This is a genomic window from Serratia sp. FS14, assembly GCF_000695995.1.
Classification (GTDB): domain Bacteria; phylum Pseudomonadota; class Gammaproteobacteria; order Enterobacterales; family Enterobacteriaceae; genus Serratia; species Serratia nematodiphila.
The window spans coordinates 4,895,394-4,911,916 of the sequence record NZ_CP005927.1 but is presented as its reverse complement, the minus strand read 5'-3'; the positions used below and the strand labels follow the sequence as shown (position 1 = coordinate 4,911,916).

General features: G+C 60.2%; 17 protein-coding genes and 1 riboswitch. Of the genes, 3 read left to right on the top strand and 14 right to left on the bottom strand.

Features of this window, described 5'->3' with window-relative positions:
- Window positions 1-46: 46 nt before the first annotated feature.
- A riboswitch (Fluoride riboswitch) is annotated at window positions 47-109 on the bottom strand.
- A gap of 83 nt (window positions 110-192) precedes the next feature.
- The gene (locus L085_RS22550) at window positions 193-621 is read left to right on the top strand and encodes a GNAT family N-acetyltransferase (protein WP_021504626.1); all 429 of its coding nucleotides are present in this window, start codon (window positions 193-195) and stop codon (window positions 619-621) included.
- 1 nt (window position 622) lies between these two features.
- Here L085_RS22550 and L085_RS22545 read toward each other — a convergent pair whose 3' ends face one another.
- Complete coding sequence (locus L085_RS22545) at window positions 623-1,690, bottom strand: diguanylate cyclase (protein ID WP_044031772.1); 1,068 nt, start codon at window positions 1,688-1,690, stop codon at window positions 623-625.
- 218 nt (window positions 1,691-1,908) lie between these two features.
- On the opposite strand from L085_RS22545, the gene tatA reads away from it, so the two are divergent.
- Window positions 1,909-2,124: a Sec-independent protein translocase subunit TatA gene (gene tatA, locus L085_RS22540; protein WP_004940019.1), complete on the top strand. Its 216-nt coding sequence runs from the start codon at window positions 1,909-1,911 to the stop codon at window positions 2,122-2,124.
- Window positions 2,125-2,217: 93 nt separating this feature from the next.
- Here the strand turns inward: tatA and lipA are convergent, their stop codons facing one another.
- From lipA to leuS, 13 genes are all read right to left on the bottom strand, one after another.
- A complete protein-coding gene (gene lipA / locus L085_RS22535; RefSeq protein WP_004940018.1) occupies window positions 2,218-3,183 on the bottom strand; it encodes a lipoyl synthase in 966 nt (321 codons plus the stop codon).
- Window positions 3,176-3,844: a lipoyl(octanoyl) transferase LipB gene (lipB, locus tag L085_RS22530; RefSeq protein ID WP_015376934.1), complete on the bottom strand. Its 669-nt coding sequence runs from the start codon at window positions 3,842-3,844 to the stop codon at window positions 3,176-3,178. Before lipB ends, lipA begins: the two co-directional genes overlap by 8 nt.
- Before the next feature lie 134 nt (window positions 3,845-3,978).
- On the bottom strand, window positions 3,979-4,245 hold the full coding sequence (gene ybeD, locus L085_RS22525) for a DUF493 family protein YbeD (RefSeq protein ID WP_004940012.1): 267 nt from the start codon (window positions 4,243-4,245) through the stop codon (window positions 3,979-3,981).
- A 104-nt stretch (window positions 4,246-4,349) separates the two neighbouring features.
- A complete protein-coding gene (gene dacA, locus L085_RS22520) occupies window positions 4,350-5,561 on the bottom strand; it encodes a D-alanyl-D-alanine carboxypeptidase DacA (protein WP_004940010.1) in 1,212 nt (403 codons plus the stop codon).
- 180 nt (window positions 5,562-5,741) lie between these two features.
- A complete protein-coding gene (rlpA, locus tag L085_RS22515) occupies window positions 5,742-6,824 on the bottom strand; it encodes an endolytic peptidoglycan transglycosylase RlpA (RefSeq protein WP_044031771.1) in 1,083 nt (360 codons plus the stop codon).
- Window positions 6,825-6,834: 10 nt separating this feature from the next.
- Window positions 6,835-7,947: a peptidoglycan glycosyltransferase MrdB gene (gene mrdB, locus L085_RS22510; protein ID WP_044031770.1), complete on the bottom strand. Its 1,113-nt coding sequence runs from the start codon at window positions 7,945-7,947 to the stop codon at window positions 6,835-6,837.
- Between the two features lie 8 nt (window positions 7,948-7,955).
- A complete protein-coding gene (gene mrdA / locus L085_RS22505; RefSeq protein WP_004940004.1) occupies window positions 7,956-9,851 on the bottom strand; it encodes a peptidoglycan DD-transpeptidase MrdA in 1,896 nt (631 codons plus the stop codon).
- Between the two features lie 38 nt (window positions 9,852-9,889).
- Entirely contained in the window at window positions 9,890-10,360 is a 471-nt protein-coding gene (gene rlmH / locus L085_RS22500; protein WP_004940002.1) for a 23S rRNA (pseudouridine(1915)-N(3))-methyltransferase RlmH, read from the bottom strand.
- Between the two features lie 3 nt (window positions 10,361-10,363).
- Entirely contained in the window at window positions 10,364-10,681 is a 318-nt protein-coding gene (gene rsfS / locus L085_RS22495; protein ID WP_015376937.1) for a ribosome silencing factor, read from the bottom strand.
- 194 nt (window positions 10,682-10,875) lie between these two features.
- Window positions 10,876-11,538, bottom strand: coding sequence for a nicotinate-nucleotide adenylyltransferase (gene nadD / locus L085_RS22490; protein ID WP_015376938.1), 663 nt, complete (start codon window positions 11,536-11,538; stop codon window positions 10,876-10,878).
- A complete protein-coding gene (gene holA, locus L085_RS22485; RefSeq protein ID WP_033633934.1) occupies window positions 11,528-12,562 on the bottom strand; it encodes a DNA polymerase III subunit delta in 1,035 nt (344 codons plus the stop codon). The genes nadD and holA overlap by 11 nt, the downstream gene beginning before the upstream one ends.
- The gene (gene lptE / locus L085_RS22480) at window positions 12,559-13,119 is read right to left on the bottom strand and encodes an LPS assembly lipoprotein LptE (RefSeq protein ID WP_015376940.1); all 561 of its coding nucleotides are present in this window, start codon (window positions 13,117-13,119) and stop codon (window positions 12,559-12,561) included. The genes holA and lptE overlap by 4 nt, the downstream gene beginning before the upstream one ends.
- 14 nt (window positions 13,120-13,133) lie before the next feature.
- The gene (leuS, locus tag L085_RS22475) at window positions 13,134-15,716 is read right to left on the bottom strand and encodes a leucine--tRNA ligase (RefSeq protein ID WP_044031769.1); all 2,583 of its coding nucleotides are present in this window, start codon (window positions 15,714-15,716) and stop codon (window positions 13,134-13,136) included.
- A 286-nt stretch (window positions 15,717-16,002) separates the two neighbouring features.
- Here leuS and L085_RS22470 point away from each other — a divergent pair, with 286 nt between their 5' ends.
- Window positions 16,003-16,485 carry a zinc ribbon-containing protein gene (locus tag L085_RS22470; RefSeq protein ID WP_004939988.1) on the top strand — a complete coding sequence of 161 codons (483 nt, stop codon included), beginning with the start codon at window positions 16,003-16,005 and terminating at the stop codon, window positions 16,483-16,485.
- Window positions 16,486-16,523: the final 38 nt, after the last annotated feature.

Here is a 16,523-nt window from a genome sequence, read left to right as displayed (position 1 = left end):
GAGGCTCGGAAAGGACAGGCGTAACGCTACGCGCCTCTCTCCGAGAGGTTACGTAGACATCATCAGCCTGTGAAGGCGGTTAGGGAGGAATGTCATCTCCAGCGTGCCGCACGGCCTTTTTCGCCGCACCCGGTGGATGTTACACCTAATGCCGCCTATTTTGTAGTATCGACACTCTGCGAGGTAAAACGGATGGAAATCAGAACGGCGCGTCTGAGCGACCGGCACGCTATCGCTGAATTAATGGCGGCGCTGGATTATCCCGGCACCGAGGCGTTTCTGACACAGCGGATGCACCAACTTCTGGCGCACCCGGACGAGGCGTTGCTGGTGGCGGAGCAGGGCGAACAAGTGCTGGGCGTGTTGTCGTTGCATTTTCTGCCGCAGTTGGCGTTGGCCGGCGACATTGGCCGCATCAGCTATTTTTGCGTCGACGATCGGGCGCGCGGCGCGGGCGTAGGGCGGCGGTTGCTGGCGGCAGGCGAGGCGCTGGCGCACCGTCGCGGCTGCGATCGGCTGGAAGTCCATTGCCACAGCCGCCGCGAGCGGGCGCATGCGTTTTACCGGCGTGAAGGCTTTGTCGAAGCGCCGAAGTATTTTGCCAAGTTATTAAGTCAGTAAGTTACTCCCCTGGCGGCGCTGCCGTTTCCAGCCGGTTGCGGCCATTCTGCTTCGCCCGATAGAGCGCGCCGTCGGCCGCTTTCAGCCAGTCCAGATAGCCGCCCAGCGCGGGGTGGAAGTTAGCGATGCCGGCGCTGATCTGCAGCCGCAGCTGCGGCGCCTCCTTGAAGCTGACCGCGTCCAGCCGCTGCTGGATGCGGCGCAGAACGATTTCCGCCTGTTCAGCACTGGTGTTCGGCAGCACTGCGCCAAACTCGTCGCCACCGTAGCGCCCGACGATATCCACGTTGCGCATGCCGATCAGCAGCTCTTCCGCCAACGCCGCCAGGGCTTCATCTCCCAGCGGATGGCCGAAGGTGTCGTTGATGGTTTTGAAGCGATCGATATCCATCAGGATCAGCGTGGCGTTGTCCTGGTAGCGGCGGCAGCTGTCGAACTGGCGATGCAGCAGGTGCTCCCAGTGGCGGCGGTTATACAGGCCGGTCAGCCCATCGCGGGTGCTGATGCGCTGCAGCTCCTGTTTCTTTTCCGCCAACCGTTTGGCGGTGCGGTAGGTCACCAGCCCGAGCAGCGTCGGATAAAGGTAGATCATCGGCAGGCACAGATAGATTTGCAGCGGCGTGCTGTGCGGGTGGAACGGGAAGCCGAGCAGCGCGCCGGTCAGCGCCGCTGCGGCCAGTTGAACGGCCAATCCTTTGATAAACAGCGCTTTGCCGGCTGAAGCGATGTTATTCATGCTCATCATCGACAGGATGACGATGGCGGGCAGCGCGTTGAACGCCATCATCGCTGCCCAGAAGCCGCCGAAGGCGGAGTCGATCAACAGGTTGCGGATCTCGGCTTTGAAAGGATCTTTGGCGCGGCAGGCCAGGCGATAGGCGAGATGCGGCCAGAGAAAGCCGTGAAAGGCCAGCAATAGCCAGACCGCCGTGGGCGGAGCCAAGGGGTAGAGTGCGGCGCAAACGCAGATAAAGCCGAGCCCCAGACCGGCGACGCGGGGCAGATAGGTGCGTTTGGCGAAGCTGAGGCCGGATTTTCGGGCATCGAAAATGGGTGGAGCAATATACATCCGGCATCTCCCTGATGAGTATCACGGCAGCGTATCATGTGGGTGATAAACTAAGAATAGTCTGGGATTCACGCTGCGGGGGTGCGTGGTATTCCTGCGACCGATCTCACTCTGTTACATGTTGCTGTTGTGCGAGCCGAAGGAAAGTCGCTAAATATTCGCAGGCAAGGTCAGTTTTTCTCGCTGTTCACGCAGCGCTCTATGATAAGAAGGTGAGTATGGAAGGTATCAGCATTACCAAACTTCTGGTGATTGCGGTGTTGGTGATTTTACTGTTCGGCACCAGCAAACTGCGCACGCTCGGCGCCGATCTTGGCGCGGCGCTGAAAGGCTTTAAAAAAGCCGTAGGCGACGACAGTACGCCGCCGGCCGCCGGCAACAATGCCGCCGAAAGCCAGTCCGCGCAGCAGAGCGTCGAGAAGAAAGACGTTTAATCCCGTCTGATGGCGCACAATAAAAAACGGATGCCTTGCGGACATCCGTTTTTTGGCGTTTCCGCCGTCTATAGCGTAACAAACTATTACGCGTTATTTCACTTCCATCCCTTTGGCCTGCAGATCGGCGTGGTAAGACGAACGCACGAACGGACCGCAAGCAGCGTGGGTGAAGCCCATCGCCATCGCTTCTTCTTTCATTTCGTCAAACTCGGCAGGGCTGACGTAGCGCTGCACCGGCAGGTGGTGACGGCTTGGCTGCAGGTACTGGCCCAGCGTCAGCATGGTCACGCCGTGGCGACGCAGATCGCGCATCACTTCAATGATTTCCGCGTTGGTTTCACCCAGGCCGACCATCAGGCCGGATTTGGTCGGGATATCCGGGTGCGCTTCTTTAAAGCGCTCCAGCAGCTTCAACGACCACTCGTAGTTGGCGCCCGGGCGCACCTGGCGGTAGACGCGCGGCACGTTTTCCAGGTTGTGGTTGAACACGTCCGGCGGTGTGGCGGTGAGGATCTCCAGCGCGCGATCCATACGGCCGCGGAAGTCCGGCACCAGCGTTTCAATTTTGATGTTCGGGCTCTTGGCGCGGATGGCCGAGATGCAGTCGGCAAAGTGCTGAGCGCCGCCGTCGCGCAGATCGTCGCGGTCAACCGAGGTGATCACTACATAACGCAGCGCCATGTCGGCGATGGTTTGCGCCAGCTTTTCCGGCTCGTTGGCGTCCGGCGCGATCGGGCGGCCGTGGGCCACGTCGCAGAACGGGCAGCGACGGGTGCAGATGGCGCCGAGGATCATAAAGGTGGCGGTACCGTGGTTGAAACACTCGGACAGGTTAGGGCACGAGGCTTCCTCACAGACGGAGTGCAGGCCGTTTTTACGCATGGCGGCCTTGATGCCCTGAATGCGCGTAGAGTCGGCAGGCAGTTTGATCTTCATCCACTCGGGTTTACGCAACAGCTCCTGCCGTTCGGTGACCACCGTTTTGACCGGGATCAGCGCCATTTTGTCAGCATCGCGGTATTTGACGCCGCGTTCCATCTGAATTGGTTTACTCATAATCGTGCAGGTTCCAGTTACGAAGCTCGACCGTCTGGTAGCCGAGTAAATGAACAAATTCCTGTACCAGGATTGGGTGTATGTCTTCAATGCCAACGCCGGGCGCCAGCGCGCTGACCTGCGTCATCTGCATGCCGGCGTAACCGCAAGGGTTGATGCGTTGGAAGGGGCTGAGATCCATCGCCACATTCAGGGCCAGGCCGTGGAATGAGCTGCCTTTGCGGATCCGCAAACCCAACGAACAGATTTTCTGCTCCCCCACGTACACGCCGGGCGCATCCGGACGGGCGCGCGATGCGAGGCGGAAGTGGGCGAGGGTGTTGATAACCGTATCTTCTATCGCCGTGACCAATTGGCGTACGCCGACCTTATTGCGCTTCAGATCGACCATCACGTACATCACCTGCTGGCCCGGCCCGTGGTAGGTCACCTGGCCGCCGCGATCGCTCTGGACAACCGGGATATCGCCGGGCATCAGCACGTGTTCGGCTTTGCCGGCCTGGCCCTGGGTGAATACCGGGTGATGCTGCACCAGCCACAGCTCGTCCGGCGTAGTCTCGGTACGACTGTCGGTGAAGTTATGCATGGCTTGGGATACAGGCGCGTAGGGCTGCAACCCCAGCTGACGCAAAATGATCTTGTCTGGTTGCAAAAGAGTCATCGTCAGGTTACAGAAGTGGTAAAGCCATTATACCGGGCGCTCCGGCTGGCGGCCAGCCTTTCGCTGACCAAAAATGCGCAACCCGGGAAGACGCTGCGCCATCCCGGGTTGATAAGCAGGGTTTTATGCTGGAATTACAGCACCATGCGAACAATTTCAATGTTGCCCAACTCCTCGTACAGGGTTTCGACCTGCTCGATGTGAGTGGCGTTGATGGTGATGGAGACCGAGTGGTAGTTGCCTTTGCTGCTTGGCTTAACCTGCGGGTTGTAATCGCCCGGCGCATGGCGCTGCACCACTTCAACTACCTGGTCAACCAGCTCAGGCTGCGCCAGGCCCATCACCTTGTAGGTAAACGAGCAAGGGAATTCGAGCAGTTCGTTCAGTTTAGTTTTTTGCATGTGCGTGCGCTCCAGAGTGCTAGCTAATCTATAAATTATAACTCCCGCCGGGGCGGGAGTTAATGTTATTCAGTATATGGGGACAATTTCGCCCGTTTCAACCGTTAACCGAACCAGTGGTGGAACATCAGTTTGATGTAGTCCACGATGCGGCTGAAGAAACCACCTTCTTTCACTTCGTTCATCACCACCAGCGGACGCTGGTCGATGGTTTTGCCGTCCAGCTGGAAGTTGATGCTGCCCACCACCTGGTTTTTCGCCAGCGGCGCGTGAATTTCCGGCGTGTTCAGCACATAGCTGGCCTTCAGATCTTTCATGCGGCCGCGCGGGATGGTCAGGTAGACGTCTTTATCCACGCCCAGCTCAACGCGGTCGGCATCGCCGAACCAGACCGGCTCGGAGGCGAACTCTTTACCGACTTTCAGCGGCGCCACGGTTTCGAAGAAGCGGAAGCCCCAGGTCAGCAGTTTCTTGCTCTCGGCTTCGCGGCCTTTGTAGGTGCGGCCGCCCATCACGGCGGAGATCAGACGCATCTGGCCTTCGGTCGCCGAAGCCACCAGGTTGTAACCCGCCGCGTCGGTGTGGCCGGTTTTGATGCCGTCGACGTTCAGGCTGTTATCCCACAGCAGACCGTTGCGGTTCATCTGGCGGATATTGTTGAAAGTGAACTCTTTTTCTTTGTAAATCGCGTACTCTTCCGGCACGTCGCGGATCAGCGCCTGGCCGATCAGCGCCATGTCGCGCGCCGAGCTGTACTGGCCCTGGGCATCCAGGCCGTGTACCGTCTGGAAGTGAGTGTTCTGCAGGCCCAGCTTGCTGACGTAGGTGTTCATCAGGTTGACGAACGCATCCTGGCTGCCGGCGACGTAGTCGGCCATCGCCACGCAGGCGTCGTTACCGGACTGCAGGTTGATGCCGCGGGTCAGTTTGGAGACCGGCACGCGATCGCCCGGCTTCAGGAACATCAGCGAGGAACCTTTGAACACCGGGTTGCCGGTTGCCCAGGCGTCCTGGCCGACGGTCACCAGATCGTCCTGGCCGATTTTACCCGCTTTCAGCGCCTGGCCGATGACGTAGCTGGTCATCATTTTGGTCAGGCTGGCCGGATCGCGACGCGCATCGGCGTTCATCTCGGCCAGCACCTTGCCGGAGTTGTAATCAATCAGGATGTACGCTTCCGCATCGATCTGCGGGACACCTGGGATCATGGTTTTGATGTTAACGTCATCGGCATGTGCAACGGAGGCTGCGCTCATTGCGATAACGGTGCCGAGTGCGATGCTTTTGATTAAGCGAAAAGAAGTTACTTGTTTCATGATCGGGACTACAACATCCGTGAAAGTAAAGTTAAAAAACGAGCCACACTATAGCAGATGCGATCCCGGCAGGCATTATCCATTCATCTGACTAATTGCGGTTAGTGCCCTTTTAGCTGCAAGAAAATGTTTCAGCTAAATAACCGCTTAACAGCCGTGAATGCCCGCCGGGTTTAACGCTCAGGGTGCAGCAGTAACGAAAGACTGTTGTTGCGCTTCGCTGGCCAGGCGTTGTTGCAGTTGGGCCGCCTGCTGACGGCTGCTGAACGGGCCGAGCTGGACGCGGTAAACATTGCCGTTGGCCGCTACTTTGCCTGGCACGCCAAACTGTTGGCTCAGGCTTTGCTGCCAGCTCTGGGCGCGCTCGGCGCTGCTCAACGCACCGACCTGCACCACGTAGCCGCCGGAGGAGGAAGCGGCAGCCATGCCGGCAGCGGCAGCGCCGGCCGCGACCGGTACGGCTACTGCGGCGGCTTCAGGCTCGGCACTTTCCAGCACGCCGGCCGGTAATGCGCTTGGCGCGCCGAGGAAACCACTGCGGCCGTTGGCGGCGTTGCCGGCATTCGCAGGCGCGTCGTCATCGGTGCGCAGGGTGCTGTTATCAATAGGGCGCACCGCCGCGCCGCTGGCGACCGGCACGTCCTGTTGGATCGGGGTGCCCATGCCGCTGGAGCCAAGATCCGGGCGCGCCGGCAATGCGTAGCTCTGTTTCGCCACGATGGTGCCGATGGTGCCAGGGCCGCTCAGCGTGCCGTCCGGCGCCACGTTGATGAAATCGACCTTGACCTTGGTGTTGTTGGACAGGTTGAGACGATCGGCGGCGGCTTTCGACAGATCGATGATACGGCCCTTGGTGTAAGGCCCGCGATCGTTGACGCGCACCACCAACTGACGGCCGTTGGCCAGATTGGTGACGCGCACGTAGCTTGGGATCGGCAGCGTTGGGTGGGCCGCAGTCAGGCCATTAGGATCGAACTGCTCGCCCAGCGCGGTGGTGTTGCCGTTGGCCTCTTCGCCATACCAGGCCGCCAGGCCGGTCTGCGAGAAGTTCTGCGGATCTTTTACGATGCGGTAAGTATCGCCATTAACCTTATAATCCTGCATGTTATTAGGGTTATAGGGTTCATATTGAGGCTCGACGCCGCCGATTTCCACCACCGGGCCGTTGTACGGCTGCGGAGGGGCTTGCTGTTCCGTGGTCGGGGCGGTACAGGCGGAGAGCAACACCGCCGCGACGCCGATCCAAAGCCATTCCTTACGCATTACTCACCTCTTATAAACTTTTAGACAGCATTTTCCGATGCGTGTGGATCGACATGATGATGCCGAAACCGGCCATCAACACTATCAGCGCCGAACCCCCGTAACTGACCAGAGGCAAAGGTACGCCAACTACCGGCAAAATGCCACTGACCATACCGATGTTAACAAAGACATAAACGAACAAAATCAGCATCAAGCCGCCGACCATCACGCGGCCAAAGGTGGTTTGCGCCTTGGCGGCGATCATCAGCCCGCGAATGATCACCAGCAGGTAGAGCGTCAGCAGCACCAACACCCCGATCAGCCCCAGCTCTTCGGCCAACACGGCGAAGATAAAGTCGGTATGGCGCTCCGGCAGGAACTCCAGCTGCGACTGGGTGCCGTGCAGCCAGCCCTTGCCGGACAGGCCGCCGGAGCCGATGGCGATCTTGGATTGAATGATGTGATAACCGGCGCCGAGCGGGTCGCTTTCCGGATCGAGCAGCATCATCACGCGGTCGCGTTGATAACCGTGCATCAGGAAGAACCACAGCACCGGGATAAAGGCCGCCAGCGCGACGGCGGCGACGGCGATCAGTTTCCAGCTCATGCCCGACAGAAACAGCACGAACAGGCCGGAGGCGGCGATCAGGATCGACGTGCCGAGATCCGGCTGCGCGGCCACCAGCAGCGTCGGCAGGAAGATCAGCACCAGCGCGATGGCGGTGTTTTTCAGCGAAGGCGGGCAGACATCGCGGTTCATAAATCGCGCCACCATCAGCGGCACGGCGATCTTGGCGATTTCCGACGGCTGGAAGCGCACCACGCCGAGATCCAGCCAGCGCTGCGCGCCTTTACTGATCTGCCCGAAGGCGTCCACCAGGATCAGCAAAATCACGCAGAAGATATACAGATAGGGCGCCCAGCTTTCGTACACGCGCGGCGGGATCTGCGCCATGACGGCCATCACGATCAGCCCCATGACGATCTGCCCGATCTTGCGCTCCATCATGCCGATGTCCTGGCCGCTGGCGCTCCACATCACGAAGGCGCTGTAGACCAGCAGAGCCAGGATCAGCAGCAGGAACGTCGGATCGATGTGGATTTTGGTCCAGATCGAGCCTTTTTGTTGGCTTTCAGTCATGTTCTACCTTAGTCACCTTCTACGCCAGGCGGCAGCGGGGCCTCGCTTGGCAATTGCGTATTGTTGTCGCCCAGCAGAATATGGTCGAGGATCTGGCGGGTGATGGTGCCCACCGCCGGACCGGAGCCGCCGTTTTCCAGAATGATGGCGACCGACACCGTCGGGTTATTGAACGGCGCAAAGGCGGTCATCAGCTTGTGATCGCGCAGGTGCTCCGCCAGTTTATGGGCGTTGTAGGTTTCGTAACCGAAGACCTGTGCGGTGCCCGATTTCGCCGCGGCTTTATAAGATGCGTCCGCAAAGTACTTGCGCGCCGTCCCGTTCGGACGGTTGGCCACACCGTACATGCCGTCTTTGGCGATTTCCCAGAAGCCGGAGTGAATATCGCCGATCTGCGTGCTCTCTTCCTGTTTGAACGGCACCAGCGCGCCGTTGACGCGGGTGCTCTGCAGCAGGTGCGGCGTTTTGACGGTACCGTCGTTGATCAGGGTGTTCAGCGCCTTGGCCATCTGGATCGGCGTGGCGGTCCAGTAACCCTGGCCGATGCCCACCGGAATGGTGTCGCCCTGATACCACGGTTTTTTATAGCGTTTCAGCTTCCATTCGCGCGTCGGCATCAGGCCGGAGCGCTCTTCGGCCAGATCGATGCCGGTGTACTGGCCGTAACCGAATTTGGTCAGCCAGCTCGACAGCCGATCGATCCCCATATCATAGGCGACCTGATAGAAGTAGGTATCCGCGGATTCTTCCAGCGCTTTGGTGACGTTCAGGCGGCCGTGACCCCATTTTTTCCAGTCGCGAAAGCGTTTTTCCGAGCCGGGCAGTTGCCACCAGCCGGGATCGAACACTACGGTGTTCTTGGTGATCACGCCGGCGCTGAGTGCCGACACGGCGATATAAGGTTTCACCGTTGACGCGGGCGGATAAACCCCTTGCGTGGCGCGGTTGATCAGCGGGCGATTCGGATCGTTCAGCAGACCCTGATAGTCCTTGCTGGAAATGCCGTCCACGAACAGGTTCGGATCGTAGCTCGGATTGGACACCATCGCCAGGATGGCGCCGGTGCGCGGATCGCTCACCACCACCGCGGCGCGGCTGCCAACCAGCAGCTGTTCGATATAGCGCTGCAGATCAAGATCGAGCGTCAGGTAGACGTCCTGGCCGGCGGAAGGCGGCTGCTCGTGCAATTGGCGGATCACCCGGCCGCGGTTGTTGACTTCAACCTCTTCGTAACCGGTTTTACCGTGCAGCGTGTCTTCGTAATAGCGTTCGATGCCCAGCTTGCCGATATCGTGGGTGGCGGCGTAGTTGGCCAGCTTGCCGTCTTTGTCCAGACGTTCAACGTCGCGGTCGTTGATCTTCGACACATAGCCGGTGACGTGGGTGAGGGCGGATCCGTAAGGATAGTAGCGGCGCTGATAGCCTTTCACTTCCACGCCGGGGAAGCGGAACTGATTGACCGCAAAGCGGGCGACCTGCACCTCGGTCAGCGCGGTTTTCACCGGAATGGAGACGAAACGGCGCGAGCGCTTGCGCTCTTTTTCGAAATTGGCGATGTCGTCGTCAGTCAGATCGACCACCGTGCGCAGCGCCTGCAGCGTGGCCTTGAGATCGTCGACCTTCTCCGGCATCAGCTCCAGCTGATAAATGGTGCGGTTGAGCGCCAGCGGGGTGCCGTTGCGATCGTAGATAATGCCGCGGCTGGGCGCGATGGGCACCAGTTTGATGCGGTTTTCGTTGGAGCGGGTGCGGTAATCCTCGACGCGGACCACTTGCAGATTATACAGGTTGGCGATCAGGATGCCGGACAGCACCAGGATGACCAGGAACGCCACCAGGGCACGGCGTACAAACAGGGCGGATTCAGCCGTATAGTCGCGAAAAGGGTTACGTTCTATTTTCATCCCGCTGCTTTATTTCACTCTGTCACGGTCACCACCGGCTATTCCCGGTGGTAAGGATGATTTGTTGTAATACTCCAGGCGCGGTAGAGGCTTTCGGCCACCAGGACGCGCACCAAAGGATGCGGCAGCGTCAACGGAGAAAGCGACCAGCTCTGCTCGGCAGCGGCTTTGCAGGCGGGCGCCAGCCCTTCCGGGCCGCCGATCAGCAAGCTGACATTGCGGCCATCCTGCTTCCAGCGCTCAAGCTGCTGCGCCAGCTGCGGCGTTTCCCACGGCGTGCCTGGGATATCCAGCGTAACGATGCGGTTGCCTTTGCCCACCGCCGCCAGCATCTGTTCGCCTTCCTTGTCCAGAATGCGCTTGATGTCGGCGTTTTTGCCGCGTTTGCCGGCCGGGATCTCGGTCAACTCAAACGGCATGTCTTTGGGAAAGCGGTGCAGGTAATCCATAAAGCCGGTTTGCACCCAGTCTGGCATTTTGGTGCCGACCGCCACCAATTGCAGTTTCACCGCTTAGCTCCAGAGTTTTTCCAGCTCGTACAGGCGACGGCTTTCTTCCTGCATCACGTGCACGATCACTTCGCCCAGATCGACCACGATCCAGTCGGAGGCTTCCTGGCCTTTCATGCCGTACAGCTCCATGCCCGCGGCGCGGGATTCCTGCACCACGTGGCTGGCGATCGACATCACGTGGCGCGTTGAGGTGCCGGTGCAGATGATCATGCAATCGGTGATGCTGGATTTGCCCTGGACGTCCAGAGCGACAATGTCTTGGCCTTTCAGATCATCGATTTTATCGATGACGAAATCTTGGAGCGCTTTACCTTGCAAAGGTTCCCCCTCGGGTGTGTTCTGTTCAGTCGGCTGCGGCGGGCAAAATGCGCGCGCCGCGGCGTAACCGGATAATGGTTTCGGCAGGCTGCCGCTGAAAGCCAGCTAACTGGTGACTGCCCGGCCAGCTAAGGTTTCCGGGGTTTTCAGCGGATACCTGAAAAATAGCGGCGCAGTATATCACGCACCTTTCACTAGCGATATAAACCCTGCAACTCGATATAGCGCTGCACCGGGCGCGGCAGCAGGTCGTCACAGTTGAGGCCCTGATGGCGGCGCTGGCGGATCTCGGTGGCTGAAATTTCCAGCTCCGGCGTATCGGCCAAATAGATATGGCCGTGCGGGCGACGGCTGAGCAGCGCCGGGTCGGCGGTGCGATGGCGTTCCAGCCACTGCTGCAGTTCCGGCGTGTCCATGCGATCGTTATAGCCCGGGCGCGCCAGCACCAGCAGGTGGCAGACGTCCAACAGCGCCTGCCAACGGTGCCACTTATGCAGCGTCAGCAGCGAGTCCTGGCCAATAATAAACGCCAGCGGCTGGGCGGCGCCACGCTCTTTACGAATCGTTTCCAACGTCTCGATGGTGTAGGAGGGCGTGGTGCGGTGCAGTTCGCGATCGTCGACCGCAAACAGCGGGTTGCCGGCGATCGCCAGCTCGACCATCTTCAGGCGCTGTTGCGCATTGGCCTCCGGCTGCGGGCGGTGTGGCGGCACATGGTTAGGCAGCAGCGTGACGCGATTCAGGCCCACTTCGGCGGCCAGCGCCTCCACCGGCCGCAGGTGGCCGTAGTGGATCGGATCAAAGGTGCCGCCGAACAGCGCGTGCAAAACGGTGGGGTGTTCCGGGTTAGTGGGCATCGCTAAAACTCGTGGCCAGGGGTTTGCCGCACAGCAGCATCGACAGGGTTTCCAGTTCCGGCCAGACCGACTGGCCATAGTCCTGCTTGAGGGTCAGCTCGATTTGCGTCAGCAGCTGTACCGCCTGCTGCAGCTGGGGGCCGGACAGGCGTTGCAACGCCTGGGTCACCAACGGGCGGCGGTTCTGCCAGACCTTGTGCTGATCGAACAGCGAGCGCAGCGGCGCGGAAGCCATGCGGCGCTGCAGCGTCAGCAGCAGCAGCAGTTCGCGCTGCAGGGTGCGCAGCAGGATCACCGGCTCCACGTCCTCTTGCTGCAGCTGCTGCAAAATATGCCAGGCGCGCTTGCTCTTACCGGCCAGCAGGGCGTCCAGCCAGTGGAACGGCGTGAAGTGGGCGGCGTCGTTCACCGCCTGTTCGACGCGCGGCAGCGTGAGCTTGCCGTCCGGGTGCAGCAGCGACAGCCGCTCCAGCGCCTGCGACAGCGCCAGCAGGTTACCTTCGTAGCAGTAGCACAGCAGCTGATTGGCCGCGTCGTCCAACTCCAGTTTCATCGACTTGGCGCGCGCGGCGACCCAGCGCGGCAGCTGCGCCTGTTCAGGCGTCTGGCAACTGACGAGAGCGCCGTGCGGGCTGAGCGCCTTGAACCAGGCGCTGTTTTCCTGCGCTTTGGTGAGGCGCGGGCCGCGCAGGATCAGCAGAATATCCTCGTGCAGCAGCGTGGCGAGCTTGGTCAGCTGTTCGCCGATCGGCGCCGTCGGGCCGTTTTCCGGGAAGATCAGCAGCAGCGTCTGGCGGCTGGCGAACAGGCTCATCGCCTGGCAGATGCCGAAGATGGCGTCCCAGTCAGTATGGGCGTCGAGGGAAATGCTGTAGTGCTCGCTGAACTGCTGCTGTTGCGCGGCCTGCCGGAGTAAATCCTGGCTTTCCTGCAGCAGCAGCGGTTCATTGCCGCTCAATAAATAACAAGCGCGCAGCCCCTCTCGGAGCTGCGCGGCAAGTTGTTCCGGATAAATACGGATCATTGTGCGGTTTGGCTTGCCGCTCGTTCGCCGGCGGCAGCGGCTTTCTGCCGGTTCTCTTCTTCCGCCGCATGCACGGTCAGCAGTTTACGCACCAGTTGCTGCGCCGCCTGCTCACGCATTTCCTGGCGAATGATCTCCTGCTCGGAGTCCTTGGCCAGCGCGGTCAGCGGGTTGTCGAAGAACGAACGGAACACTTTCACCGACAGCGGATACAGGTCGTGGCCCGGGAGCAGCACCTGCGCCTGCACGGTCAGCACCAGCTGGTACTCGGCGGTTTTACCGTCCTGGAAGATCGAGGCGGTATCCTGGCTTTCCGTCGCGCCGACGATGCGCAGGGAAGGCACGTCTTTACGCTTCGGATCGCTGACGATGGTCACGGCGTTCAAACGCAGCTGCTCACGCACCGCGCGCGTCAATGGCCCGTAAGGATCCGAACTGTCCAGGATCAGCGTTTTCATTTCATTAGGCACCTGCGTGGTGCCACGCAGGTGAAAACCGCAGCCGGCGGTGACCAACACCGCCAACCCCAGCAACAGCGTCAGAATACGTTGTCGCACAACTCCTCCTTGTGTTAACCCACAACCAGGTTAAGCAGTTTGCCCGGAACGTAAATCACTTTGCGAATCGTGACGCCGTCCAGATATTTAGCCACCAGATGCTCTTCGGCAGCGCGCGCGCGCACTTGCTCTTCGGTCGCATCGGCAGATACGGTGATTTTAGCGCGAACCTTGCCGTTCACTTGCACCACCACCAGCTTGGAGTCCTCGACCATCGCCTGTTCGTCGGCAACCGGCCATGGCGCGGTGTCCACGTCGCCTTCGCCGCCCAGCGCCTGCCACAGGGTGAAGCACACGTGAGGGGTGAACGGATACAGCATGCGCACCACGGCCAGCAGCGCTTCTTGCAGCAGCGCGCGATCCTGCTCGCTCTCCTGCGGCGCGCGGGCCAGCTTGTTCATCAGCTCCATCACGGCGGCGATTGCGGTGTTGAAGGTCTGACGGCGGCCGATATCGTCGGTCACCTTGGCGATGGTTTTGTGCAGATCGCGGCGCAGCGCTTTCTGATCTTCGTTCAGCGACGCCACGTCCAGCGGCTGCACCGCGCCTTTTTCCACGTGATCGTAGGCCAGTTTCCATACGCGTTTCAGGAAGCGGTTAGCCCCTTCCACGCCGGATTCCTGCCACTCCAGCGTCATTTCTGCCGGTGAAGCGAACATCATGAACAGACGCACGGTGTCCGCGCCGTATTTTTCCACCATCTCCTGCGGGTCGATGCCGTTGTTCTTCGACTTCGACATTTTGCTCATGCCAGCATAGACCAGTTCACGGCCTTGCGGATCCGTAGCCTTGATGATGCGGCCCTTGTCGTCGCGCTCGACGGTGGCGTCAACCGGGGATACCCAGACGCGCTCGCCGCTGTTGCCGGTGTAGTAGAAGGCGTCGGCCAGCACCATGCCCTGACACAGCAGGCGCTTGGCCGGCTCATCGGAATCCACCAGGCCCGCATCGCGCATCAGCTTGTGGAAGAAGCGGAAGTACATCAGGTGCATGATGGCGTGCTCGATGCCGCCGATATATTGATCGACCGGCAGCCAGTAGTTGGCGGCGGCCGGATCCAGCATGCCCTGGTCATACTGCGGGCAGGTGTAGCGCGCGTAGTACCAGGAGGACTCCATAAAGGTGTCGAAGGTGTCGGTTTCGCGCAGCGCCGGCTGGCCGTTGACGGTGGTCTTCGCCCACTCAGGGTCGGCCTTGATCGGGCTGGTGATGCCGTCCATGACCACGTCTTCCGGCAGGATCACCGGCAGCTGGTCTTCCGGCGTCGGCATTACGGTGCCGTCTTCCAGCGTCACCATCGGGATTGGCGCGCCCCAGTAACGCTGACGGGAGACACCCCAGTCGCGCAGACGGTAGTTAACCTTACGCTGGCCTACGCCCTTGGCGACCAGTTTGTCGGCGATGGCGTTGAAGCCCGCTTCATTGTCCAGACCGTCGAACTCGCCGGAGTTGAACAGCGCGCCTTTGTCGGTCATCGCTTCGGCGCTCACGTCAGGCTGGCTGCCGTCGAGGTTCAGGATCACCGGTTTGATCGGCAAATCATATTTGGTGGCGAATTCCCAGTCGCGCTGGTCGTGCGCCGGTACCGCCATCACGGCGCCGGTGCCGTATTCCATCAGCACGAAGTTGGCGACCCACACCGGCAGCTTCTCGCCGCTCAGCGGGTGGACCACGAACAGGCCGGTCGGCATGCCTTTCTTCTCCATCGTCGCCATTTCGGCTTCGGCCACTTTGGTGTTGCGGCATTCGTCGATGAACTCGGTCAGCGCCGGATTGTTGCGCGCGCCCTGTTGCGCCAGCGGGTGGCCCGCGGCGACCGCCACGTAGGTGGCGCCCATGAAGGTGTCCGGGCGGGTGGTGTAAACCGTCAGCTTCTCTTCGCTGTCCGCCACGTCGAAGGTGATTTCCACGCCTTCGGAGCGGCCAATCCAGTTGCGCTGCATGGTTTTCACCTGCTCCGGCCAGCTTTCAAGCGTGTCCAGATCGTTCAGCAGCTGATCGGCGTAAGCAGTGATTTTGATGAACCACTGCGGGATCTCTTTACGCTCGACCTTGGTGTCGCAGCGCCAGCAGCAGCCGTCGATAACCTGTTCGTTGGCCAGCACGGTCAGATCGTGCGGACACCAGTTCACCGCCGAGGTCTTCTTGTAGACCAGGCCTTTTTCATACAGCTTGGTGAAAAACCACTGTTCCCAGCGATAGTATTCCGGCTGGCAGGTGGCGATTTCGCGATCCCAGTCGTAGCCGAAGCCCAGCAGTTTCAGCTGGTTCTTCATGTATTCGATGTTGTCGTAGGTCCACGGGGCCGGCGCGGTGTTGTTTTTCACCGCTGCGCCTTCCGCCGGCAGGCCGAACGCATCCCAGCCGATCGGCTGCAGTACGTTTTTGCCCAGCATGCGCTGATAGCGCGAGATCACGTCGCCGATAGTGTAGTTACGAACGTGGCCCATGTGCAGTCGGCCGGACGGGTAAGGCAGCATGGATAGGCAGTAGTACTTTTCCTTGCTGTCGTCTTCGGTAACTTTGAAAGTCTGCTTCTCTTGCCAGTGAAGCTGTACGTTCGATTCTATGTCTTCTGGACGGTATTGCTCTTGCATGGCGGCCGGTGGTCCTGTAGGTGTAAACCGTTGCCCCGGTCAGAGGCAACGCAATGAACATTTAGTATTCGTAGATCCGCATAGCATAGCTGATAAGACCTCCCGGCAACAACTCCAAGCGCCTGACTCGGCGCATTTAAAAAAAACGCCGTCATGACGCGGCTCACAACCTGCGGATCCCGCGTCTTGCCAAGTGACATCAGTCATTTACGGCTAAAATAAGAACAAGTAGCTTAGGGGGGATCCCTACAGCCAAGTCCGGCGCAGCGTTTATCGAGGAGAGTCTATGAACAAGGTTGCTCAGTATTATCGCGAATTGGTGGCATCGCTGAGCGAACGCCTGAAAAACGGCGAACGCGATATCGATGAACTGGTGGCCAGCGCGGAGCGGCGCTTGAACGAGGCCGAAGATTTGACCCGCGATGAAGTGCGGCAGGTGACGCAGGCGGTGCGGCGCGATCTGGAGGAGTTCGCTCGCAGCTATCAGGAGAGCCGGGACGAGTTTACCGACAGCGTGTTTATGCGCGTGATCAAAGAGAGCCTGTGGCAGGAACTGGCGGATATCACCGACAAAACCCAGCTGGAGTGGCGCGAGGTGTTCAAGGATGTCAGCCACCACGGCGTTTACCACAGCGGTGAAGTGGTGGGGCTGGGCAATCTGGTGTGCGAGCAGTGTCACTACCATTTGGCGTTTTACACGCCGGAGGTGCTGCCGCTCTGCCCGAAATGCGGTCACGACCAGTTCCAGCGCCGGCCGTTTGAACCTTGATGACGTTCCCCGCCAGGGCGGGGAACGCTAAGGCCGGC

Coding starts and splice junctions, on each gene's coding strand:
- rlpA (WP_044031771.1), bottom strand. CDS start 6,824: ATGCGTAAGGAATGGCTTTGGATCGGCGTCGCGGCGGTGTTGCTCTCC.
- L085_RS22470 (WP_004939988.1), top strand. CDS start 16,003: ATGAACAAGGTTGCTCAGTATTATCGCGAATTGGTGGCATCGCTGAGC.
- lipA (WP_004940018.1), bottom strand. CDS start 3,183: ATGAGTAAACCAATTCAGATGGAACGCGGCGTCAAATACCGCGATGCT.
- dacA (WP_004940010.1), bottom strand. CDS start 5,561: ATGAAACAAGTAACTTCTTTTCGCTTAATCAAAAGCATCGCACTCGGC.
- nadD (WP_015376938.1), bottom strand. CDS start 11,538: ATGCCCACTAACCCGGAACACCCCACCGTTTTGCACGCGCTGTTCGGC.
- L085_RS22545 (WP_044031772.1), bottom strand. CDS start 1,690: ATGTATATTGCTCCACCCATTTTCGATGCCCGAAAATCCGGCCTCAGC.
- ybeD (WP_004940012.1), bottom strand. CDS start 4,245: ATGCAAAAAACTAAACTGAACGAACTGCTCGAATTCCCTTGCTCGTTT.
- L085_RS22550 (WP_021504626.1), top strand. CDS start 193: ATGGAAATCAGAACGGCGCGTCTGAGCGACCGGCACGCTATCGCTGAA.
- mrdA (WP_004940004.1), bottom strand. CDS start 9,851: ATGAAAATAGAACGTAACCCTTTTCGCGACTATACGGCTGAATCCGCC.
- holA (WP_033633934.1), bottom strand. CDS start 12,562: ATGATCCGTATTTATCCGGAACAACTTGCCGCGCAGCTCCGAGAGGGG.
- mrdB (WP_044031770.1), bottom strand. CDS start 7,947: ATGACTGAAAGCCAACAAAAAGGCTCGATCTGGACCAAAATCCACATC.
- leuS (WP_044031769.1), bottom strand. CDS start 15,716: ATGCAAGAGCAATACCGTCCAGAAGACATAGAATCGAACGTACAGCTT.
- tatA (WP_004940019.1), top strand. CDS start 1,909: ATGGAAGGTATCAGCATTACCAAACTTCTGGTGATTGCGGTGTTGGTG.
- lipB (WP_015376934.1), bottom strand. CDS start 3,844: ATGACTCTTTTGCAACCAGACAAGATCATTTTGCGTCAGCTGGGGTTG.